The sequence below is a fragment of the Lawsonibacter hominis genome, assembly GCF_014287895.1.
Lineage (GTDB): Bacteria > Bacillota > Clostridia > Oscillospirales > Oscillospiraceae > Lawsonibacter_A > Lawsonibacter_A hominis.
Window position 1 is genome coordinate 18,751 of sequence record NZ_JACOPP010000006.1, and the last position, 22,312, is coordinate 41,062.

Here is a 22,312-nt window from a genome sequence, read left to right on the forward strand (position 1 = left end):
TTTATGACGCAGTATACCGAAGACAAGCGCGACCGGGCGGTGCTGGTGGGCCTGAGCGCCCACAGCCTGCCCCGGGAGGAGTGCGCCACGGAGGCGTCCATGGAGGAGCTGGAAGCCCTGCTGGAGACGGCGGGGGGCGTTTGCGTGGGCATGGCGCTGCAGAACCGGGACGCCCCGGAAGCGCGCACCTTTATCGGAGAAGGCAAGACCGCCGAGGTAAAGGAGCTGGTCCGGAACGCGGGGGCGGACCTGGTCATCTTTGACAATGCCCTTTCCCCCTCCCAGCAGCGGGTATTGTCCGAGGAATTGGGGGTCCAGGTGCTGGACCGTGCGGCCCTCATTCTGGACATCTTTGCCCAGCGGGCCCGCACACGGGAGGGCCGGCTGCAGGTGGAGCTGGCCCAGTACCAATACCTGCTGCCCCGGCTGACGGGCATGTGGGGCCACCTGGTGCGGCAGACCGCCTCCGGCGGAAAGAGCCCCATCGGTACCCGCGGCCCCGGTGAGACCCAGCTGGAGACCGACCGGCGGCACATCCGCCGGAAGATCGCCAAGCTTCAGGAGGAACTGGAGCAGGTGCGGCGGGTGCGCGCCACCCAGCGGCAGCTGCGGGAGAAGAACGAGGTGCCGGTGGTGGCTCTGGTGGGCTATACCAACGCGGGCAAGTCCACCCTTCTGAACGCCCTCACCGGCGCGGAGATCCCGGCCAACGACCGTCTGTTCGACACGCTGGACACCACCACACGCACCCTGGAGATCAGCGATACCTGTACGGTGCTGCTCAGCGACACCGTGGGCTTTATCCGCAAGCTCCCCCACCACCTGGTGGAGGCCTTCAAGGCTACTTTGGAGGAGCTGTCCTACGCGGATCTGCTGCTCCACGTCATCGACGCCTCCAACCCCGAATGGCGGGAGCAGGCCGAGGTGGTGGAGCATCTGGTCGATGAGCTGGGCTCCGCCGGGACGCCCCGGATCGATGTGTTCAACAAGGCGGACTGCTATACCGGCGATATCCTGCCCCACGGGGCGGACATCGTCTCGCTCTCCGCGAAAACGGGGCAGGGGCTGGACAAGCTGCTGGAGATGATCGGAACGCGTCTGGACACCGGGGCACGACGGGTGGTGCTGCAGATCCCCTACGACCAGGGGGGGCTGGTGGATCTGCTCCACCGCCAGGCAAAGGTGGAGCGGGTGGACTACGGAGAGGCCATCGAGGTCACCGCCGTGTGCACCCCGGTGCAGTTGGGCCGTCTGCGGGGCTATATCGTCTCCGGCTGGACGCCGCCCAGGGAGTTTTGGGAAGAATAAAGACGGCCTTTGCCCGGGGAGAGGAAGGTGACGGATATGCTTTATCTGCGCGGCCTGGAGCAGCTGGACGAGGCGGCGGACGAGGCGGACTACACGCGGCGCATTCCGGCAGTGGCGGCGCTGAAACGGCTGGAGTTCCGCTGCCCGGTCACCTTCTTCGTGGGGGAGAACGGGAGCGGGAAATCCACGCTGCTGGAGGCCATCGCCGTGGCTTGGGGCTTTAATCCGGAGGGCGGCTCCCGGAATTTCCGGTTTTCCAGCCGGGACACCCACTCCGGCTTGTACCGCAGGCTGCGCCTGGTGCGGGGGAGCTGCATTGCGCAGGACGGCTATTTTCTCCGCTCCGAGAGCTTGTACAACATGGCCAGCTATGTGGACGAGCTGGCTGGGGGCGACCGGGGCTTTCTGCGGCAGTTCGGCGGGCGTTCCCTGCACGGCCGATCCCATGGGGAGAGCCTGCTCGCCTTGGCCCAGAACCGTTTCCGGAGACAGGGCCTTTATTTGCTGGACGAGCCTGAGGCCGCCTTGTCCCCGGTCCGCCAGCTCACCTTTCTGGCGCTGCTGCACCGTCTGGCGTCGGAGGGCTCCCAGCTGATTGTGGCCACCCATTCCCCCATCCTGATGGCCTGCCCCCGGGCGGAGATCCTGCGCTTTGACGGCGCGGCGGGCATCACGCCGGTGGCCTGGCAGGAGACGGAGCACGTTCAGATCACCCGTGATTTTTTGGCCGCGCCGGAGCGGATGATGCGCGTCCTCTTTGCGGAGGGCGGAGAGGAGGAAGCATGAGCCTGTACCTGGAGACGTCCCGTCTGATCCTGCGTCCCTTTGCCGAGGAAGACGCACAGGATCTGTACGCCTATGCCAGCCATCCGGAGGTGGGGCCGCCCGCCGGCTGGAAGCCCCATGAGAGTCTGGCGGAAAGCCTGGAGGTGATCCGCACCATCTTCCAGCCCTCCAACACCCTGGCGGTGGTGCTGCGGAAGACCGGCCGGGTGATCGGCTCGGCCGGATTCGTGGATAAGCACGAGCCGGGGCTGGGTCTGCCCAGCGAGGAGATCGGCTATTCCCTGTGCCGGGATCACTGGGGGCAGGGCCTGATCCCGGAGGCGGTGGAGGCGATCCTCCTGCACGGCTTTACGGCGCTGGGCTATGCGGCCCTTTGGGCGGCCTACTATGACGGCAACGTAAAATCCCGCCGTGTGATGGAAAAGTGCGGTATGACCTACCGCTTTTCCCGGCGGGAGGAGGTAGTGCAGCTGGGGGAAGTACGGCAGGCGCACTATTATGCCATTACCCGGGAGGAGTGGATGCAGTGACGGAATATTTTGTGCCGACGGGCCCTGCCGAGACCGAACTGGTGGAAAAGCGCTCCCGTTTTCTGGGGCAGGTCTTCCCCGTAGAGAGCGAGAAGGAGGCCCGCGCCCGGATCGAGGCAGTCAGAAAGCGGCACTATGACGCCCGGCACAACTGCTGGTGCTACCGGCTTCGCGCGGGGGGCGCGGAGCGCTGCTCCGACGACGGGGAACCCCAAGGTACCGCGGGACAGCCCATGCTGGGCGTGTTCCAGCGGGAGGGCGTGGAAAACGTCTGCTGTGTGGTCACCCGCTACTTCGGCGGCGTGCTGCTTGGGGCCGGCGGGCTCGTGCGGGCCTATACCCAAAGCGCCAAGGACGCGTTGGATGCCGCCGGGATCTCCGTGGTGCGCCGCTGGGTGGAGCTGTCCCTGCCCTGCGCCTACGGGCTTTTTGAGCGGATGAAGCTGGAGGTGGAGCGCCAGGGCGGCGCGCTGGGCGGCGTGGAGTACGCCGAAGACGTGACCATCCGGGCGCTGCTGCCCGAGCAGCGGGTGGAAGACTTTATCGCGGCGGTGACCGAACGGACCGCCGGGGAGGTCCTGCCCCGGGCCTGCGGGGAGGCCTATCGTGCGGTTCCGATCAAATAATATGAATAAATTATGAACTTTCGGAAAAAAGAAGGGTTTTTCCGAAAAAAAGCGTATACAGTTATAGCGGAAGCAGGGGAGGAGGGCATTTCCCTTGACACTGAGAGAACAGACCGAAGCGGCGGAGCGGGCGCAGCTGTCTCCCTTCGCCTGTCTTGCATCGGCCTCGCGGGGGCGGGAGCGTCCCCTGGAGCCGTGTCCCACCCGCACCTGCTTCCAGCGCGACATCGACCGCATCGTCCACTCCAAGGCATTCCGGCGGCTGAAGCACAAAACGCAGGTATTCCTGGAGCCGGAGGGGGACCACTACCGCACCCGTATGACCCACACCATCGAGGTCTCCCGTATCGCCCGTACCATCGCACGGGGGCTGCGCCTCAATGAAGACCTGACGGAGGCCGCCGCCTATGGCCATGATCTGGGCCATACCCCCTTTGGCCACGCCGGGGAGCGGGTCCTCCACGAGATCATGCCCGGCGGGTTTGCCCACAACGAGCAGTCCCTGCGGGTGGTGGACCGGCTGGAGAAGGACGGAGAGGGCCTCAACCTGACGTGGGAGGTGCGCCGGGGCATCCTCTGCCATACGGGAAGCGACCGGGCCGAGACGCTGGAGGGCCAGCTTCTGCGCCTGGCGGATAAGATTGCCTACATCAACCACGATATCGACGACGCCATTCGGGGCAAGATCATCTATCCTATGGATATTCCCCTGAGCGTCTCTCAGATGCTGGGATTCACCCACTCCGAGCGCATCAACACCCTGGTGACGGACATCATCGCAAGCAGCGCCGGGCGCAATGAAATCGTCCAGTCCGCCGCCTGCCGGGACGCCATGCACGAGCTGCGGGAGTTCATGTTTGAGTACGTTTACCGCAATCCGGTGGCCAAGGGCGAGGAGGGCAAGGCGCAGGACATGCTGCGCCGCCTCTTTGAATACTATAGAGCAGACCCGGACAAGCTGCCCCCGGAATTCCAGGAGATCCGTATGGAGGAGAGCCCGGAGCGCGCCGTCTGCGACTACATTTCCGGTATGACGGACAAATTTGCGGTGGAGCAGTTCGGCGAAGCCTTCATCCCAAAGGCGTGGAGCGTGAAATAGACGCGGACGCGCGCAAGCGCGCCAAGCGTTTTGCCGCAGGTAAAACCTTGCCGCAGGGCGAATTCAGTTCGCCCGAGGAAGTTGAAACGGGGTCCCCGCGCGGCTGTGCCGCGTGGGGCAGGAAATGACGGGGCGCGGGTATGAAACCGGCAGATCACGGCAAAAATAGTCGGAAGGAGGGCGGCCATGGCCATTCCGGAGCAATTTATCGACGAACTGGTGGCCCGGAGCGAGATCTCCGATGTGGTGTCCTCCTACGTATCCCTGAAAAAGAAGGGCGCCAATCTGTGGGGCCTGTGTCCCTTTCACAGTGAAAAGACGCCCTCCTTTTCCGTGTCTCAGGAGAAGCAGATCTACCACTGCTTTGGCTGCGGAAAGGGGGGCGGGGTGATCTCCTTTCTTATGGAGATCGAGAACCTGCCGTTTGTGGATGCGGTACGCCTGCTGGCCCAGCGGGCGGGGATGGAGGTCCCGGACGCTTCGGCCGACGACGAAAGCCGGAAAAAGCGCGCCCGTGCCCTGGCGGCCAACCGGGATGCGGCCCGGTTCTACCACGAATACCTCAAAAGCCCCGGCGGGGCGCGGGTGCGGGACTATATCGCCCAGCGGCAGATTACCCCCCGCACAGCCACCCGCTTCGGTTTGGGGGCCGCCCCGGACCAGTGGGACGGCTTGATCCGCGCCTTGTCGGAACAGGGGTATACCAAGCTGGAGCTGATCGAAGCAGGCCTTGCCGTGGCGGGTAAAAACGGCGGCGTCTACGATAAGTTCCGCTCCCGGCTCATGCTCCCCGTGATCGACGTGCGGGGGGAAGTGACCGGCTTTACCAGCCGCATCCTGCCGGGAGAAGAGGGGGCGAAGTACCTCAACACCCCTGAGACGGCCGTGTTCAAAAAGGGGCGGCTCATCTACGCCCTGAATTTTGCCAAGAGCACCAAGCGGCCCAACCTGGTGCTGGTCGAGGGCAATATCGACGTGATCACCCTGCATCAGGCGGGCTTTGACAACGTAGTGGCCACGATGGGCACCGCGCTTACCGAGGAGCATGCCCGGATCCTCGCCCGGTATACCCGGGAACTGGTGCTCTGCTACGACAACGACCCGGCGGGGAAAAAATCCACCGACCGGGTACTGGGCATCCTGAGAAACGCCGACCTGAACGTACGGGTGCTGCAGCTGCCCAATGCGTACGACGCCGCGGGGAACCCGCTCAAACAGGACCCGGATGACTTTGTAAAAAAATTCGGCCCCGCCGCTTTTGAAAAGTGCCTGAGCGGCAGCGCGGGGCAGAACGACTACAAGCTGGATACCCTGCAGCAGCGGCACGATCTGTCCGACGAGGAGGGGCGGCTGGCTTTTCTGCGGGAAGCGGTGGAGACGGTAGCCTCCCTGCGCAGCCCCATCGAACGGGAGATCTACGGCAACAAGGCCGCCGCCGCCGCGGGCGTCTCCGCCGAGGCCATGGCCCAGGAGGTCAAGCGGGAGCTGGCCCGCCGCATGAAGCAGGCCAAAAAGAAACAGGAGCGCCGTGACCTGACCCCAGCCGTCCAGCTCCAGCCGAAGGAGCGGGAGCTGCGCTACGCCAACCTGCGCTCTGCCCGTGCGGAGGAGGGGGTGCTCCGGCTGCTGCTGCTGGAGAGCGCACTGTTTCAAGAGACGGCCGGGCTCAAGCCGGAGCAGTTTTCCGCTCCGGCGCTGGCAAAAATCTACGGCCTGCTGCTGCGCCGCCACCGCGAGGGGCGCTCCACGCAGCTGGCGGCTCTGGCCGGGGAGCTTTCCCCGGAGGAAATGAATCATTTGGTAAGCGTGATGGATCAGCCGGAGTCTCTGGCCCACAGCCAACAGGCCCTGCGCGATTACATAGAGATCATAGAGACCGAGGCCCTCAAGCGGTCGGGGACGGATCAGGTGGACCCCCTGCTGGCGGCGCGGGAGAAATTCAGAGAGAAAAAAGGCTATGGAGGATGACCGCATGAGTGAAAAGAACACCGCCGGCAAAAAGGTACACACATTGACCCTGGAAGCGCAGAAGAAGCCCAGCGTCAGCAATGAACAGAAGATGGAGCAGGGCAAGATCGAGATCATGAAGGTGGTCGAGGGCGTTCAGGGTGCGGAAAAGCTGGCCGAGCTCATCGAGCGGGGCAAAAAGAAGGGCAACCTCTCGTCCAGCGAGCTGATGGACGTGCTGGAGAACCTGGACCTGAGTTCCGAGCAGATGGATAAGATTTACGACACGCTGGAGAATCTGGGGATCGACACGGTGGGGGAGGATTACCTGCCCGAGCTGGCCGACGATCTCGTGCCCCCTGCCGAGGAGCTGGAGGAGATCCCCGAGGAGGAGATCGTGGATCCCAACACCCTGGTGGATTCGTTTGGGATCGACGACCCGGTGCGCATGTACCTGAAGGAGATCGGCAAGGTAAATCTGCTCACCCCGGAGGAGGAGATCGAGCTGGCCCAGGATATGGGCGCCGGCGACGCCGCCAAGGAGCAGATGGAGGAGATGGAACGCGCGCGCAGGGAGGGCGAGGAGATCGAACTCAGCGCCGAGGACGAGGCCGAGCTCAAGCGGCTGGTGAAGCGCGGCGAGGCCGCCAAGCAGCGCCTGGCCGAGGCCAACCTGCGTCTGGTGGTCTCCATCGCAAAGCGGTATGTGGGCCGGGGCATGCTTTTCCTGGATCTGATCCAGGAGGGCAACCTGGGGCTGATCAAGGCGGTGGAGAAGTTCGATTACACCAAGGGCTATAAGTTCTCCACCTATGCCACCTGGTGGATCCGCCAGGCTATTACCCGGGCCATTGCAGACCAGGCCCGCACGATCCGGATCCCCGTCCATATGGTGGAGACCATCAACAAGGTCATTCGAGTCTCCCGGCAGCTGCTCCAGGAGCTGGGCCACGACCCCACGCCCGAGGAGATCGCAGAGGAGATGTCCATGCCGGTGGATAAGGTGCGGGAGATCCTGAAGATCGCCCAGGAGCCGGTCAGCTTGGAGACTCCCATCGGTGAGGAGGAGGATTCCCATCTGGGGGATTTCATCCCCGACGAGGACGCCTCCGAGCCCTCGGAGGCCGCCAGCTTCACCCTGCTCAAGGAGCAGCTGGTGGATGTGCTGAGTACGCTTACGCCCCGTGAGGAGAAGGTGCTCAAGCTCCGCTTTGGAATTGAGGACGGCCGCACCCGCACGCTGGAGGAAGTGGGCAAGGAATTTAACGTGACCCGTGAACGGATCCGCCAGATCGAGGCCAAGGCTCTGAGAAAACTGCGCCATCCCAGCCGGAGCAAGAAGCTGAAGGACTTTCTGAACTAAGGGGCGGAAGCGTTGCACAGCCAAGGGGCAGCGGCGTGCCTCCCGGCTGGAGCAAGAAGCGAAAGCCTGTTTGAACTGCGGAAACACCCCCCAGGCAGGAGGCGAGCGGCTCCTGCCTGGGGGGTGTTTGTATGCGGCCGATGAAAGTGGCCTCCGCAGGGCATACTGCTCGGGTAGGAGGGACTGCCATGAACAACATTCAAAAGGCGGCCATTGTAGGCTGCGGCTTTGTGGGCTCCAGCATCGCCTTTACGCTGCTGCAAAGCGGTATTTTTTCCGAACTGATCCTCCTGGACGTCAACCGGGACCGGGCGGAGGGGGAGGCGATGGACCTCTCGCACGGACTGCCCTTTGCCCATCCCATGCAGATCCGGGCAGGGAGCTACGGCGATCTTGCCGACTGCGCGCTGATCATCATTACCGCCGGCGCGGGCCAGAAACCGGGGGAAACACGCCTGGAGTTGGTCCACAAAAACGTGGAGATCTACCGCGAGATCATCCCACGGATTGCCCGCCGGAACCGGGAGGCCATCCTTCTGGTGGTATCCAATCCGGTGGACGTGCTGACCTATGCGGCCTGGCGGCTGTCGGGCTACCCGGCGGAGCGGGTGCTGGGTTCCGGTACCGTCCTGGATACGGCGCGGCTGAAATATCTGCTGGGAGAACACCTTCAGTTGGACAGCCGCAGCGTCCACGCCGTCATCATCGGCGAGCATGGGGACAGCGAGCTGGCGGTGTGGAGCGGCGCCAATATCTCCGGCGTACCGTTGGAGCATTTTTGTGAGCTGCGCGGCCACTACGATCACGCAGCCGCCGACGCATGGCTGCGCCGGGAGGTACGGGAAAGCGCCTATGAGATCATCCGGAGGAAGGGAGCCACCTATTACGGCGTGGCCATGGCGGTGGGCCGCATCGCCCTGGCCATCGTCCGGGACGAGCATTCAGTGCTGCCGGTGTCCAATCTGCTTCGGGGTCAGTATGGCATCCGTGAGCTGTGCATGAGCGTCCCGGCCATCGTGGGCCGCACCGGGGTGGAGACCACCCTGGAGATCCCGCTTTCCGGCGAGGAGCAGACGGCGCTGAATCTTTCCGCTGCCACGCTGCGCGCGGTGGTAGACGCGCTGGAACTTCCGCACTGAACGGCGGTAGGCCCCGGACCGTCAGGTCCGGGGCCTACCGCCGTTCAGACGGGTTTATTCTCCGTCGTTGTCCGAACGCTCCTGAGGACCGCCATGGATCTCCGTGATCTCGGCGCTGCGGGCATCCGCCTCTGCGCATTCGGCGGCCTGGCGGTCCAGCTCGTCCAGCTGGTCCAGGCGGCGGCGCAGCGCTTCACGCTCCTGGGCGCTCATGGCGGACAGCCGTCCGTCCATGCGCTCGTCCCGGCGGCGCTGGGCGTCCTCCTGGCATTTGCGCTGCAGCTCCTCGCTGTACTTGCCCATCTGTTCCACGGCCGCCTCGCCGCGCTCCACCAGGACCTTGCCCGCCTTGCCGGCCTGTTCGGCCACCAGGGAAACGGCCCCCACACCGGCATACACCACGTTCATCAGGGTCTTGCTCAGATCGTCCAACATAGGAATGCTCCTTTACCTCTTTATTTTTGGATTCTGACTTTATTATACGCAATGCAGCGCCCATTGTCTTTCAATTTCTATGAACGGCGGATTAAAAAATGATAAAAGACGGTCTGGAGCCGGAAACAGCGGCGTGAGGCGCCGCCGCTTTCTGTTTCTTTGGGCTTGTGGAGCGGGCGGACGCGTAGTATAATAAAATCCATACTGGCAAGAGAGGCGTCAAAGAATGGACGATATGCAAATGCGTACTTGGGCAGAGGTCGATCTGTCCGATTTGGAACATAACTACCGTGCGCTTCGGGGACTGCTGCCGCGGGATTGCCGCTTTTTGGGCGTGGTGAAGGCCAACGCCTATGGCCACGGAGCCGTTCCGGTGGCAATGCGGCTGGAGGCGCTGGGCGCGGAGTACCTGGCGGTAGCGTGCCTGGAGGAGGCGGGGGAGCTGCGCAGTGCCGGGATCCAAACCCCGATCCTGATCCTGGGCGCAACCCCGGCTGCCGATGCGCCCCGGCTGCTGGAATTGGAGGTCACACAGGCCGTGGGGGACCTGGAGACGGCGCAGGCCCTCTCCCGGGCGGCCCAGGCGGCGGGAAAGCGCCTGAAGGTTCACCTGAAGGCGGACACCGGCATGTCCCGGCTGGGCTTCCTCTGCGACGAGACGCATTTGTCCCGCGCAGCGGAGGAGATGGCCCGGGCGGCGGTGCTGCCGGGGCTGGAGGCGGAGGGGATCTTTACCCACTTTGCCGATGCCGACGGGGACGAGGCCTATACCATGCGCCAATTTACCCGTTTTCTGGACCTGCTGGGCGTGCTGGAGCGGCGTGGCGTGCGCTTCGCGCTCCGCCACTGTGCCAACAGCGCTGCCGTGCTGCGCTATCCCTGCACCCACCTGGACATGGTGCGTCCCGGCGTGGCCCTGTACGGCCACTATCCCGATCCCTCCTGCGTGGGGCTGGACGGACCCGGTCTGCGCCCGGTGATGACCTTGAAGAGCCGGGTGACCGCGGTGCGCACCCTGCCTGCGGGTACCTGCGTCAGCTATGGCTGTACCGCCACCCTGGAATCGGAGCGTACCCTCGCGGTGGTCCCCATCGGTTATGCCGACGGCTTCCCGCGGCTGCTGTCCAACCGGTCCGCTGTGCTGCTGCACGGCGCGCGCTGTCCCATCGTCGGCCGGGTCTGCATGGATATGTGCATGGTGGATGTGACCGGCCGAAATGTGCAGCCCGGGGACGTGGCCGAGGTGTTCGGCGCTGCGCTGCCCGTGGAAGAGCACGCGGCGGCGGCGGACACCATCCAGTATGAGCTGCTCTGTGCCGTCTCTCCCCGCGTACCCCGGCTTTACCTGGGCTGAACGCACGTCCGCAGGCTGCGCCGCATAGAATGGGCCGGGGAGGAACCGTCCGGAATGGCGGCGGGGTGCGGGAAGGGGCGTTTTTTTCCCGCACTGTGTATAAATCCCGCCGCCCTGTGGGAGAATCATAGTGACCGCGTTACATAGGCCCCGCGCCTGGTGACGCTGGTGACTTTCTTCCGGCGGAGTGTGAGCATACGTGGACAACAGCGTAAAACGCGGAGACATTTTTTATGCCGACCTGAGCCCTGTAGTGGGCAGCGAGCAGGGAGGGGTACGGCCGGTGCTGATCGTGCAGAACGATACCGGAAACCGGCATAGCCCCACCGTGATTGCCGCCGCTATTACGTCCCAGACCGGCAAGGCCCGTCTGCCCACCCATATCGAGCTCTCAGCAAAGACCTACGGATTGCCCAAGGATTCTGTGGTGCTGCTGGAACAGATCCGCACCCTGGACAAAAAGCGGCTGCGGGAGCACATGGGACGGCTGGACGAAACGCAGATGCAGCGGGTGGACAACGCCATCGCGGTCAGCTTCGGCCTGCATACGGATACCATGATTTGAAGGAAAAAAGGCGGGGACGCCTGTGGGGCGGCCCCGCCTCCCAAACGGAGGTCGTACATATGAACCAATCCAAATGGCCCGTCCGACTGGCGTCCGGCGCGCTGGTATGCCTGACCCTGGCGGGCGTAGCGCTGGCCGCCGGACAGCAGGGGACCCAGGCGGACCCGCTGGTGAGCCTGAGCTATCTGAACCAACAGGCCACCCCCTCCATCCTGGCCCAGGTGGACGCCAAGATCGCCCAGCGGGAGGCCGAGCTGCAGAGCCGGCTGGCCGCCGTAGTGGACGGCTACGTAAAAGAGGTGGAGGACAAGTTGCGCACCGGCGGCAGTTCCACCGCTCCGGCCGCTGCCGGTGCAGCGTATCAGGTGGTTACCCTCAGCGCCGGACAGACCATCACCGGCGGTGCGGCCTGTGAGTTCCTGCTCCGTTCGGGCACGGCGGTCTGCGTGTCCAGTTCCGCACCGGGATTGGTGGATATGACCGGCGCTGCCACGCTGGCAAACGGCGGGGCGCTGGCGGCGAACCACCTGTACCTGGCCACGGTGGAGGGCAGGGGCGTGAAGGCGTCGACTGCCGTGACGCTTATGGTGCGCGGGAGCTACACCATAAGCGGATAAGAGGCGGTATGCCCCGGTGGGACGGCGGGGTGTCCTGGGACGCTTTTTCCGTTCCCCAAAAAGCATCCGGGTTGCCCTTTGACCGCGGAAGGGCGCCGGTGGGACCCTTCAATCAGAAGAAAACAGGAGCGCCGCACAACGTGCGGCGCTCCTGTTTTCGAGATCAGAACAGATATGCGCTGACTGTGACCACCAGGCCGGAGAAGACGATGGAGACGGTGGAGCAGAGCTTGATGAGGATGTTCAGAGAGGGGCCGGAAGTATCCTTGAAGGGATCGCCGACCGTGTCGCCGATGACGGCGGCCTTGTGGCAGTCGGAACCCTTGCCGCCATGATGGCCGGCCTCGATATACTTTTTGGCGTTGTCCCAGGCGCCGCCGGCGTTGGACATGAACACGGCCACCACGAAACCGGTAACGGTAACGCCGCCCAGCAGGCCCACAACGGCCTCAGGCCCGAGGATCAGGCCGGTGACCACGGGCACTACAATGGCCAGCAGGGAGGGGACGACCATCTCATGGAGCGCACCCTTGGTACAAAGGTCTACGCAGGAGGCGTAGTCGGGATCGGCCTTGCCCTCCATGATGCCGGTGATCTCACGGAACTGGCGGCGGACCTCCACCACGATGGACTGGGCGGCGCGCTGCACGCCGCTCATGGTCAGGGCGGCGAAGATGAAGGTGAGCATAGCGCCCACAAACAGGCCCACCAGCACGGCGGGGTTCGTGATGGACAGATCCAGCTCATAGGCGACCTTGGTCTTGACCACGTCCACATAAGAAACCAGGAGCGCCAGGGCGGTCAGAGCGGCAGAACCGATGGCGAAGCCCTTGCCGGTGGCGGCAGTGGTGTTGCCCAGGGAGTCCAGCGCGTCGGTGCGGTTGCGGACTTCTTCGCCCAGGCCGCTCATCTCAGCGATACCGCCGGCGTTGTCGGCCACAGGACCGTAAGCGTCGGTGGCCAGGGTAATGCCCAGCGTGGAGAGCATGCCGACGGCGGCGATGCCGATGCCGTACAGACCCTTGGAAAAGAGCTCGGTGTAATTTGCGGCGCCGGTGGACAGGGAGCCGCCCGCGGCCAGGAAGGAGACGACGATGGCCACGCCGATGATCACGATGGGGGCGGCGGTGGAGAGCATGCCCAGAGAGATGCCGCCGATGATCGTGGTGGCGGCGCCGGTCTCAGTGGAGTCGGCCAGGCCCTGGGTGGGCTTATAGGTGTCGGAAGTATAGTATTCCGTGAAATAGCCGATGGCGCAGCCGGCTACCAGACCGGCCAGGATGGCGATGTAGGGACCCCAGGAACCCATGATAAAGTAAGTCACCGGGGCGGCTATGATCGCGGCCAGCACCGCGGCGGTATAGGTTCCCTTGCGCAGGGTAGCCAGCAGGGACTTCTGGGTGGCATCCTCCTTGGTGCGGATCAGGAAGGTACCCAGCACGGAGCAGACCACGCCCACCACGGCGATGACCAGAGGCAGCAGCATGGCGTTCCAGGTCATACCGGAAGCAGAATAGGCCGTGGCGCCCAGCGCGAAGGTGGCCAGGATAGAACCCACATAGGACTCGTACAGGTCGGCGCCCATGCCGGCCACGTCGCCCACGTTGTCGCCCACGTTGTCGGCGATGGTGGCGGGGTTGCGGGGGTCGTCCTCGGGAATGCCGGCCTCGACCTTGCCCACCAGGTCGGCTCCCACGTCGGCGGCCTTGGTGAAGATGCCGCCGCCCACGCGGCCGAACAGGGCCATAAAGGATGCGCCCATGCCGAACATGACCATGGTCTGGGCGATCTTCTCAGCGGGGAAACCGGCGATGTACTTGAGGATGTGGAACCAGATGGACACGTCCAGCAGGCCCAGGCCCACCACAGTAAAGCCCATGACCGCGCCGGAAGAGAACGCCACGTTGAGGCCGCGGTTGAGGCTCTCGTGGGCGGCGTTGGCGGTGCGGGCGTTGGCGCTGGTGGCGATCTTCATGCCGATGAAGCCCGCCAGGGCGGAATAAATGCCGCCGGTAACGAAAGCAAAGGGGATGAACCAGTTGTCGAGCAGCCCGACCCAGGCCAGAATCAGCAGGATCACGAAGACGACGATAAAGATCTTTGCAACGGTGGTATACTGGCGCTTAAGATAAGCGTTGGCACCTTTACGAATAGATGCAGCTAATTTCTGCATCAGCTCAGTGCCTTCGGAGAACTTTAGCACCTTCTTGGCTTGCACTACGGCGAAGATTAAGGCGATTATACCCCCCACTAAGCCGAGCCAAAAGAGATTTTCCAGCAACGTTCCCAACTCCTTTGTTATTTGGGAAGCCTGATAACTCAGGGCTTCCCGGTTTCACAGACAAGTTAATATTAGCGCAAACTGCCCCCATTTGGCAAGTGCATCTTGAAAATGGAAAGCGCCAAATCCAAGGATTTGGCGCTTTCTACAAACTTGCAAAATGGGTCAAGAACGTTTCCATGCATTTCCGCTAAAGAGAACCAGGATAGGAAGAACCTCCAGGCGGCCGACGATCATACACAGGGAGAGGACGATCTTGGACAGGGGAGAAAAGGCGGCGTAATTCCCCATCGGTCCTACCAATTCCAACCCGGGGCCGATATTTCCGATGCAGGCGACCACGGCGGTGAAGGTGGTCCCAAAGGTGAAATTGTCCACGGCGACGACCAGCGTGGCGCCCAGCGTGATGAACATATAGGCGGCAAAGAAAACATAGACCGAGCGCAGGGCGTCCTCGTCCATGACCCGCCCGTCCAGCCGGACAACGTTCACCGAACGGGGATGGACGATCTGCCGGATCTCACGGAGGATCGACTTCAACAGCAGCAGCACCCGGGAGCATTTGATGCCGCCGCCGGTGGAACCGGCGCAGGCCCCGATGAACATAAGCAGCACCAGCAGCACCCGGGAGAATTCCGGCCACAGATTGAAATCGGTGCTGGCAAAGCCGGTGGTGGAGATGATGGTGCCCACCTGGAAGGCGGCGTGACGGACCGCTTCGCCGGGCGTGGGATACATATGCCGGATGTTGACGGAAATCAACACGATACTGGCAAAGACCACGATCAGGAAAAACCGCAGCTCGTCGCTTTTCAGAACCTGACGCACCTTGCCGCAGAGCACGAGAAAGTAGAGGGCGAAGTTGACCGAGAACAGTAGCATAAACAGGGTGATGATCACTTCGACTGTGGGGCTCTGATAGGCCGCGATGGACAGGTTCCGCACGGAAAAGCCGCCGGTACCGGCCGTAGCGAAGGAATTCACGAGGCTGTCGTAGAGCGGCATGCCCGCCAGACGCAGACAGAGGACCTGGATGAGGGTCATGACGCAATAGATACCGTAGAGGATCTTGGAGGATTGGCTGGTCTTGGGCACCAGCTTGCTCACCACGGGGCCGGGACTCTCCGCCTTCATCAGGTGCAGCGTGCGGGCGCCCAGACTGGGGAGCAGGGCGATGGCCAGGATGAGCACGCCCATACCGCCCAGCCAGTGCATGAAGGAACGCCAGAACAGGATGCCCTTTGGCAGGGGCTCCACGGCGGAGAGAATCGAGGCGCCGGTGGTAGTGAAGCCGGAGACCGACTCAAAGAAACAGTCGATGTAGGAGCGGAACAGGCCAAGCTCCGGATAGAGCCGTCCCCAGAAAAAAAACGGCAGCGCGCCCAGGGCCCCCACCAAAAGCCAGATCAGGGCAACGGCGAAGAAGCCCTCCCGGGGAAAGAAGTGGTCGTCGCTGCGCAGATGGGCCAGGATCAGCCCTACGGCCGCGATGAGCGGGATGGTGATCAGAAAGGGAAGCGGATTTTCGCGATAAAGCAGGCATACCAGCAGCGGCAGCAGCATGGCGGCGGCCTCCACCAGCAGGGTCTTGCCGGTCAGTTTAAAGACCAGTCGGAAGTTCATTGCACGGCCCCCATATCCAGCAGCGAGTCGTCATAAATGTCATTGATGTCCAAAATCCCGTGATTGCGGGAGACAATGATGACCGTATCGCCCTGACTGAGGATAGAGGAACCGTCGGGAATGATGATGCGGTTCTGGTGGACCAGAACGGCGATCAGGATTCCCTTTTTCAGCCGCAGATCCTTGAGCGGGATGCCCAGATTGCGGGTGGTATCGTTGGCCAGAAACTCCATAGCCTCCGCGTGGCCCCCGGCGATGCGGTACAGGGCGTTCATGACGCTGCCCTTGGAGTTCTGCATGCCGCGCACCACCTGGAGGATCTGGTTTGCAGTAATGAATTTGGGGGAAATCACGCTGTCCAGCCCAACCGCCCGGGCGATGCCGGCATAGTTCTGGCGGTTGGACTTTGCGACTACCTTTTTCAGACCCTGCTGCATGGCGTAGAGGGAGATGATCAGGTTGTCCTCGTCCCGGTCGGTCAGCGCCACAAAGGCGTCGGCGGCAGAGATGTTCTCCTGCTCCAGCAGTTCCTGATCGGTACCGTCGCCGCAGATGACCATGGTGCGGGGAAGCACCTCGGACAGATGACGGCAGCGGTCCATGCTCCGCTCCACGATCTTTACCCGCATGCCCAGGTGTTCCAAGATGGCGGTGAGATAGTGGGCGATCCGCCCGCCGCCCACAAGGAACACATCCTTGAGCCGGGGCGTGTAGCGGCCCAGCAGCTTGAAAAAGTCGGTCAGACCGCTGGGCTGGCCGATGAGATAAAGCCGGTCCTCCGCCTGGGGGACAAAGGAACCGTCCGGGATGGTGACCTCTCCGCACCGCTCCACCGCGCACATGAGCATGGGCAGTTCCTGGAGCTTATGGCTCTGCGCGGACAGGGGGTGACCCACGATGAAATCCCCCTCCTGGACCCGAAAACCGATCAGCTCCACACGGCCGCGATAGAAGGTTTCGATATTGGCGGCGGAGGGAAAGCGAAGCAGGCGGGAGATCTCGACAGCCGTAGCATTTTCCGGGTTGATGACCATGTCGATGCCCAGTTCCTGCTTGAGGGTGGCCAGCTCGGCGGCGTATTCCACGTTGCGCACCCGGGCGATGACGTACTTGGCGCCCAGCCGTTTGGCGGTCAGGCAGCAGACCATGTTCACCTCGTCCATACTGGTGGCGGCAATGACCACGTCCGCCGTATCCGCGCCGGATTCCCGCAGGGCGGAGATGGAAGCGCCGTTCCCCTTGACGCACATCACATCCAGAGACTCCGAGGCACGCCGGAGGGCGTCGTCGTTGGTATCGATGACGGTGACGTCATGCTCCTCCTGGGAGAGGTGCTCCGCCAAAGTGAAGCCTACCTTACCGTCTCCCACGATGATGATCTTCAAACTAAATTCATCCTTTCAGGGAAAACCCCACACACATTCCAGCTTATCATACCCCATCCAATGCCAGGATGCAAGAAGCAAGTCCTATTTTGTACGAAACGCCCTGCAGGGTTCGAAAGAGAGGGAGAAAGCCGCCGCTTCCACAGACGAAAGCCCCGCTGCGGCCGCAGCGGGGCTTTCGTCTGTGGAAGCGGGACAGCCGCCTGACTTGGCAAAGGGGCGCCGGACCATGGCGGTACGTTGTAAAGCGGAGGGAAGAAGGCGCGTTTCCGCCGCCTGCAAACGCTTCAGATGGTCCATTCACTGTGGATCAGGCCCACCAGATACCAGTCGTTTTCCGCCGCCTCGAACACCAGCTTCAAGGAGCACCAGTCGAATCCCTCCATTTTGGGATTCAGGCCGGGAAAGTAATACTCCACAAAGCGTCCATCCGGATAGCCCTCGGCCACATTTTCCAGCGCGTTGCCGCAGGCCTGCACATTGTCGATGCCGATCACAGGGGCCTGCGTATAATCGGTATTGAACACATAGCGCTCGAAATAGTCCGCCGCCGTCAGCTTGATGGGATCGCCCCGGCCGTCCTCCACGCCCCAGACATAGACGTTGTCGTCGGAGGCAAGGCCGGCGATCTGGCTGGCGGTCATCGTGTGGTCGCGGTCAGGGTCCACCGTGGAGTAAGGGGTAAAGGTGACGCCTTTTCCCGGGCTGATCAGAGTGGCCAGGGCGGTGTAATCCTTTTGCTTCAAGGCTTCCAGCACAACGCCCGCCCGTTCGACCAGACGGGTGTTGTCCGTCTCGTCCAGCGGTAGGGACGTAGGGGCGGGCAGGCCGGTGGCCAGCGCGAGATTCATTGTGGCAGGAAGCGGAGAATCGGCAGCGGAAGCCGTGGCGCGCACGAGACCGCCAGTGCCGGACAGAACGCCGCTGCCGCAGAAGATGCCCAGCGCAAAACCGGCCAGCAGGGCGACTACGGTGCAGATCACGGTCTTCTTCAAGCGGAACACTCCCTTCGACCGCGTCATTCAGACAATTTATTTTATGTGCTGCAGGCAAAAAAAGCAACAACAAAAGGTTACAAAATGCGGGCGCGCTTTGTACACCTTGCAAACACAGCGGGTCGGAGGTATAATAAGAGCCAAAAAGGGGGGGTGTGCGCCATGCATGAGCATGCGCTGCAATTCCATATTCAATGCGGCAGGGGAGACATAGGACGCTACTGCATCCTGCCGGGCGATCCGGGCCGCTGTGAGAAGATCGCCGCCTATTTCGACCACCCGGTCAAGGTAGCCTCCAACCGGGAATTCACCACGTATACGGGGACGCTTCTGGGGGAAAGGGTGAGCGTCTGTTCCACCGGGATCGGCGGACCCTCTGCGGTCATCGCCATGGAGGAGCTGCACGCGCTGGGGGCGGATACCTTTGTGCGGGTAGGCACCTGCGGTGGGATCGCTCTGAAGGTGAAAAGCGACGATGTGGTGATCGCCACCGGCGCGGTCCGGCATGAGGGGACCTCCCGGGAGTATGCGCCAATGGAATTTCCCGCCGTGGCCGATTACACGGTGCAGTCCGCCCTGGTGGCCGCGGCCCGGGCGCTGGGCAAGCCATGGCATGCAGGGGTGGTCCAGTGCAAGGACTCTTTTTACGGGCAGCACGACCCGGAGCGCATGCCCGTGTCCTATGAACTCCAGGCCAAGTGGCAAGCGTGGAAGCGGCTGGGCGTGCTGGCCTCGGAGATGGAGTCGGCCGCGCTGTTCTGCTGTGCCGCCGCCCTTGGGGCGCGCTGCGGCTCCTGCTTCCACGTGATCTGGAACCAGGAACGGGAGGCGGCCGGACTGGATCAAACGGAGAGCCACGACCTGTCCGCCGCAATCCAGGTGGGGGTAGAGGGGCTCAAGCATCTGATCCGGACCGACCGGGAAGCGGCCCGATGATCCCAAACAGCCAGGAAGGCAAGGGACACAAAGGAGGAGCAGGACGCTCAGGCCGGGATAGCCGGAATAGGCCAGGAACGGGCCGATTGAAACCGTGAACAGAACGGCCATCCCGAGGCAGAGCCATAAAAGACCGCGAAACCCATATGCCCCGCTGCGGAACCCCACCCAAAACATAAGCACGCCCCCCCTTTATTTCCGGTATATCACAGATCCGGCGGATGTCAACCGGAGGTGATCCTATGGCGGAAGAAGTCGGCATCAGCGGAACACCTCACACAGAAATCGGGCGTGGGAAGGCGGTGCTTTCCCACGCCCGATTTCTGCAAAAAATGGGAAGACACGCAACTGCTGCCTTCCTGCCGGAAGCATGACGGGCCAGCGGCCCGCTGGCCTCCGGTCCCGCTTGCGGAGCAGAGAGGTTATCTGCGCGTCTTCCAGGCGCTGATCCGTTCGATTTCCAGGTCGGTACAGCGCTGTACGCCGTGTCGGTCAACCGCATTTCAGCCAGCGGGGGAGCCTGGATGGGGCCATCACAGCCATCAGACAGAAAAAAACGCCCAGAGCCAGCAAAATGTCTCCGATGCTGGCAAATCCCTGAAAAGGTGGGATGGGGCAGTAAAGAATATCGCCCAAAAACAGCAACCGGGTATGGGCGTCGGCGGCGGCATACATCGGGATTGCGCCGGAGAGCAGCGCGGCGCTCCCCTCATCGCTCATCAGCGCCGCCGCCCAGGCGGCCACCGGCATCCGCCATCCGTTGGCCGCAATGACCGTCAGATTGCACAAGCTGCCCGCGCCCAGGAACAGGGCAGTCTTTTTCAGATGCCGGTTGCACACCAAAAAGACCAGCAGCAGCCCGTAAGAGAGCAGCAGCGTCCAGGGCCGCAGGAAAAAACGCTGCAGCAGCAGTGCGGCCACAGGCAGCGGCAGCAGGCGCAGACCGGCGCCCTCGAAACGGGAGAGCCGGCCGCCGGTGCACCAGCCTGCAGCCAGGGCGCACAATACGGCTAAGATCAACACGGGACCTGTTCCTCATCAAGCCGGGCCGAGTGCTCCAGAAGCCCGTCCTCCGCCAGCTCGGCCAGCGTCACCGCCACCTGGGGATGGAACTGTTTGCCGGCCTCTTCCCGCAGGATGGCGGCCGCCTGGAGCGGGGTGCGGCCTCTGCGGTAGGGCCGGTCGCTGGTGATGGCGTCATAGGCGTCCGCCGCCCCCAGGATATAGGTTTCGATGGGCAGTTCCTCTCCACAGGTGCCGTCGGGATAGCCCCGCCCGTCGTAGAATTCATGGTGATGCAGGACCAGGGGGATGATTGCCTCGTAACCGTCCAGATTTTCCAAGATGCGTACTCCCTTGGCCGGATGGGTCTGGATGACCGCGCGCTCCTCCGGCGTTAAGGCGCCGGGCTTCTGCAGGATGGAATCGGGGATGCCGATCTTTCCGATATCGTGGAAAACGGCGGCGGTGGAGAGCTTTTGCACCCGCTTGGAGGATAGGCCCATCTGTTCGGCCAGCTGAACGGCATACCGGCGCACGCGGGTGGAATGACCCTCGGTATAGGGGTCCTTTGCTTCCAAAGCGGCGGCCAGGGTCTGGATCACGTGGATCTGATGCTTCTGGCTGTCCAGATACAGCTTGAAGGAATAACGCGCCAGCAGCAGAGGCAGCATAAACAGGATCGCCAGCCAGGGGCCGGCATCCAATTTCAGCAGAAAGGCCAGAAAATAGCCGATGGGCGCGGACAGCACGATACTGGGCGCCAGACTGGAAAACATCTGGAAGACGGTGGGGTAGAGCTTGACGTGCTGGCTCAGCATAAAGTAGAGCAGGATGACCACCACATTGGCGATCATGGCCACCACGATGAACAAGACGGCGGGAAGAAGCACATAGGGCAGCGCGATGTCGCCCGGCCGGCCGCCCACCGCGTAATAGGCCAGGCCGCCCACCGCATAGGAGATGCTGTGGTTGCCCAGATTGAACAGCGTCTTGGAAGGCGCGGTATTGAAGATATGCTCCCGGCTCTTGCCGTCGGGGGAGGGGATGACCACAAAGGGAGAGGTGACCAGTTTGATCAGCACCGCGGCCTCCGGCCCTAAGATGAGGATCGTGGCCAGGATGCTGATAAAAGAGAGATCCACGGTGCAGTCCTCACGGAGATAAAGGGGCAGGCAGCAGCTGCCCCAGGCAAACAGGAGCAGCACCAGAAAGACGCCCGTATAGCTGAGGTTCCAGGGGCCGGACAGGACCAGCAGGAAGCGGTAGGCGCAGAATACGCCCGTACAGAGCCCGAGGACGCTGATAAGAGCCATATAGCACTTGGTAGCAGGACGCATCTGACGTTTCCTCCATAGCGGATCGAACTGGTGGAGCAGAACACGGACAGCCGGCAAAGTGGGCTGTCCGTGTTCGGTTGGCCTTAGCGGATATTGAAAAACGCGCCGCCGGCCAGGAGCAGGGAAACGAGGGACGTAAGCGCAGCAACAAACTTCGCCTTATTCATCGAATATAGCCTCCTTGACAGTACTCTGTCATTCGCTAGAGACAGGCCATATCCGCTTCGCTCGCAATCAAACTGTAACTGCCGGGATCAGGAAACTTGTCCGCTCTCCGGAGAAGGGGGGAGCGTGGAAAAACGGCGGTTCACACCGTCCAGGGTGGCCAGAGCCACCGAAAAGTTGGGGTCCTCCCCCTCGTAGCAGGCGCCCAGCAGGGCTTCGGTCTTGCCGCTGCGTTTTAAATGAAGGCCCACCAGAACCGCCTGCCGGTCTCCCATGGGGGTGCGGCGGACATCGTCCAGCACGAACCGGCACTCCGGAGAGAGCAGCAGGTTCAGGGCTTCCACCGTGGCCTGGGCGATGGCCCGCATCCGTCCGGCGGCGGACAGGTCGCAGGCGGAACGGCCGACGTAGGGGCTGCCGTCCAGAGACAAATGGACCACGGCCGCAGAGCCGTCCCGTCCGGCGGAGAGCTCCAGCCGTTCGCACACCAGGCGGCGCTGGCCCTCCCGGCGCAGGCAGGAACCGGGAATCTGCGCCACGCTGATGATCCGGTGATCCAGCTCTACCTGGAATTTGGCCAGCATGGCCGACTGAATGTCCCGGACGATCTGCTTTGGACCGCGGGACTGATCGGAGAGGATGTGGACCTCGCGCACCGCGCCGTTTTCCAGGGCAAACTCGGCGCCGAGCACGCCCGGAAGCCGCTCGATCAAAGCCTTCCAGACGTCGGTCTGCAATACATGATCCAAAAGAGCTCCCTCCTCGCCGAAGTGAAAGAATGGTGACGGCTTCTATTATACAGAAAACGACGGATTTGTG

Annotated in this window: 21 protein-coding genes; 13 read left to right on the forward strand and 8 right to left on the reverse strand. The window is 62.9% G+C overall.

Translation table 11 applies throughout. The annotated features are described in order from the left end of the window. The first annotated feature begins 3 nt into the window (after positions 1-3). The 8 genes from hflX (at position 4) to H8S57_RS06260 (ending at position 8,798) form a co-directional block, all read left to right on the forward strand. Positions 4-1,308, forward strand: a complete 1,305-nt coding sequence (hflX, locus tag H8S57_RS06225) for a GTPase HflX (RefSeq protein WP_186907222.1) — start codon at positions 4-6, stop codon at positions 1,306-1,308. A gap of 36 nt (positions 1,309-1,344) precedes the next feature. Beyond that, positions 1,345-2,094: an AAA family ATPase gene (locus H8S57_RS06230; RefSeq protein ID WP_186907223.1), complete on the forward strand. Its 750-nt coding sequence runs from the start codon at positions 1,345-1,347 to the stop codon at positions 2,092-2,094. After that, complete coding sequence (locus tag H8S57_RS06235) at positions 2,091-2,624, forward strand: GNAT family N-acetyltransferase (protein ID WP_186907224.1); 534 nt, start codon at positions 2,091-2,093, stop codon at positions 2,622-2,624. The genes H8S57_RS06230 and H8S57_RS06235 overlap by 4 nt, the downstream gene beginning before the upstream one ends. Then, a complete protein-coding gene (locus H8S57_RS06240; RefSeq protein WP_186907225.1) occupies positions 2,621-3,250 on the forward strand; it encodes a YigZ family protein in 630 nt (209 codons plus the stop codon). The genes H8S57_RS06235 and H8S57_RS06240 overlap by 4 nt, the downstream gene beginning before the upstream one ends. 94 nt (positions 3,251-3,344) lie before the next feature. Continuing rightward, positions 3,345-4,349 carry a deoxyguanosinetriphosphate triphosphohydrolase gene (locus tag H8S57_RS06245; protein ID WP_186907226.1) on the forward strand — a complete coding sequence of 335 codons (1,005 nt, stop codon included), beginning with the start codon at positions 3,345-3,347 and terminating at the stop codon, positions 4,347-4,349. A gap of 186 nt (positions 4,350-4,535) precedes the next feature. Further along, positions 4,536-6,317, forward strand: a complete 1,782-nt coding sequence (gene dnaG, locus H8S57_RS06250) for a DNA primase (RefSeq protein ID WP_186907227.1) — start codon at positions 4,536-4,538, stop codon at positions 6,315-6,317. 4 nt (positions 6,318-6,321) lie between these two features. Further along, a complete protein-coding gene (gene rpoD / locus H8S57_RS06255) occupies positions 6,322-7,659 on the forward strand; it encodes an RNA polymerase sigma factor RpoD (protein WP_369807601.1) in 1,338 nt (445 codons plus the stop codon). Positions 7,660-7,847: 188 nt separating this feature from the next. Further along, positions 7,848-8,798, forward strand: coding sequence for an L-lactate dehydrogenase (locus H8S57_RS06260; RefSeq protein WP_186907228.1), 951 nt, complete (start codon positions 7,848-7,850; stop codon positions 8,796-8,798). Between the two features lie 54 nt (positions 8,799-8,852). Here the strand turns inward: H8S57_RS06260 and H8S57_RS06265 are convergent, their stop codons facing one another. Next, entirely contained in the window at positions 8,853-9,233 is a 381-nt protein-coding gene (locus H8S57_RS06265; RefSeq protein WP_186907229.1) for a hypothetical protein, read from the reverse strand. Between the two features lie 226 nt (positions 9,234-9,459). Here H8S57_RS06265 and alr point away from each other — a divergent pair, with 226 nt between their 5' ends. From alr to H8S57_RS06280, 3 genes are all read left to right on the forward strand, one after another. Continuing rightward, positions 9,460-10,587: an alanine racemase gene (alr, locus tag H8S57_RS06270; protein WP_186907230.1), complete on the forward strand. Its 1,128-nt coding sequence runs from the start codon at positions 9,460-9,462 to the stop codon at positions 10,585-10,587. A 199-nt stretch (positions 10,588-10,786) separates the two neighbouring features. Continuing rightward, on the forward strand, positions 10,787-11,152 hold the full coding sequence (locus tag H8S57_RS06275; protein WP_186907231.1) for a type II toxin-antitoxin system PemK/MazF family toxin: 366 nt from the start codon (positions 10,787-10,789) through the stop codon (positions 11,150-11,152). Positions 11,153-11,211: 59 nt separating this feature from the next. Further along, positions 11,212-11,769, forward strand: coding sequence for a hypothetical protein (locus H8S57_RS06280; protein ID WP_186907232.1), 558 nt, complete (start codon positions 11,212-11,214; stop codon positions 11,767-11,769). A gap of 163 nt (positions 11,770-11,932) precedes the next feature. Here H8S57_RS06280 and H8S57_RS06285 read toward each other — a convergent pair whose 3' ends face one another. The 4 genes from H8S57_RS06285 to H8S57_RS06300 form a co-directional block, all read right to left on the reverse strand. After that, positions 11,933-14,047, reverse strand: coding sequence for a sodium-translocating pyrophosphatase (locus H8S57_RS06285; protein WP_186907333.1), 2,115 nt, complete (start codon positions 14,045-14,047; stop codon positions 11,933-11,935). A 168-nt stretch (positions 14,048-14,215) separates the two neighbouring features. Further along, positions 14,216-15,673 carry a TrkH family potassium uptake protein gene (locus H8S57_RS06290; protein WP_186907233.1) on the reverse strand — a complete coding sequence of 486 codons (1,458 nt, stop codon included), beginning with the start codon at positions 15,671-15,673 and terminating at the stop codon, positions 14,216-14,218. Beyond that, positions 15,670-17,058 (reverse strand): Trk system potassium transporter TrkA, encoded by a 1,389-nt coding sequence (trkA, locus tag H8S57_RS06295; protein WP_186907234.1) that lies wholly within the window; start codon positions 17,056-17,058, stop codon positions 15,670-15,672. The genes H8S57_RS06290 and trkA overlap by 4 nt, the downstream gene beginning before the upstream one ends. A gap of 287 nt (positions 17,059-17,345) precedes the next feature. Then, positions 17,346-18,053, reverse strand: a complete 708-nt coding sequence (locus H8S57_RS06300; protein ID WP_186907235.1) for a hypothetical protein — start codon at positions 18,051-18,053, stop codon at positions 17,346-17,348. A 162-nt stretch (positions 18,054-18,215) separates the two neighbouring features. Here H8S57_RS06300 and udp point away from each other — a divergent pair, with 162 nt between their 5' ends. Both udp and H8S57_RS17675 read left to right on the forward strand, forming a co-directional pair. Further along, positions 18,216-18,989, forward strand: coding sequence for a uridine phosphorylase (udp, locus tag H8S57_RS06305; RefSeq protein ID WP_186907236.1), 774 nt, complete (start codon positions 18,216-18,218; stop codon positions 18,987-18,989). 242 nt (positions 18,990-19,231) lie between these two features. Then, entirely contained in the window at positions 19,232-19,363 is a 132-nt protein-coding gene (locus H8S57_RS17675; RefSeq protein WP_256176383.1) for a hypothetical protein, read from the forward strand. A gap of 118 nt (positions 19,364-19,481) precedes the next feature. On the opposite strand, the gene H8S57_RS06310 is transcribed toward H8S57_RS17675, so the two are convergent. From H8S57_RS06310 to H8S57_RS06320, 3 genes are all read right to left on the reverse strand, one after another. Further along, positions 19,482-20,012, reverse strand: coding sequence for a DUF5317 family protein (locus tag H8S57_RS06310; protein ID WP_186907237.1), 531 nt, complete (start codon positions 20,010-20,012; stop codon positions 19,482-19,484). After that, the gene (locus H8S57_RS06315; RefSeq protein WP_186907238.1) at positions 20,006-21,304 is read right to left on the reverse strand and encodes an HD-GYP domain-containing protein; all 1,299 of its coding nucleotides are present in this window, start codon (positions 21,302-21,304) and stop codon (positions 20,006-20,008) included. Before H8S57_RS06315 ends, H8S57_RS06310 begins: the two co-directional genes overlap by 7 nt. 278 nt (positions 21,305-21,582) lie before the next feature. Next, a complete protein-coding gene (locus H8S57_RS06320; RefSeq protein WP_186907239.1) occupies positions 21,583-22,242 on the reverse strand; it encodes a hypothetical protein in 660 nt (219 codons plus the stop codon). Positions 22,243-22,312 lie beyond the last annotated feature (70 nt).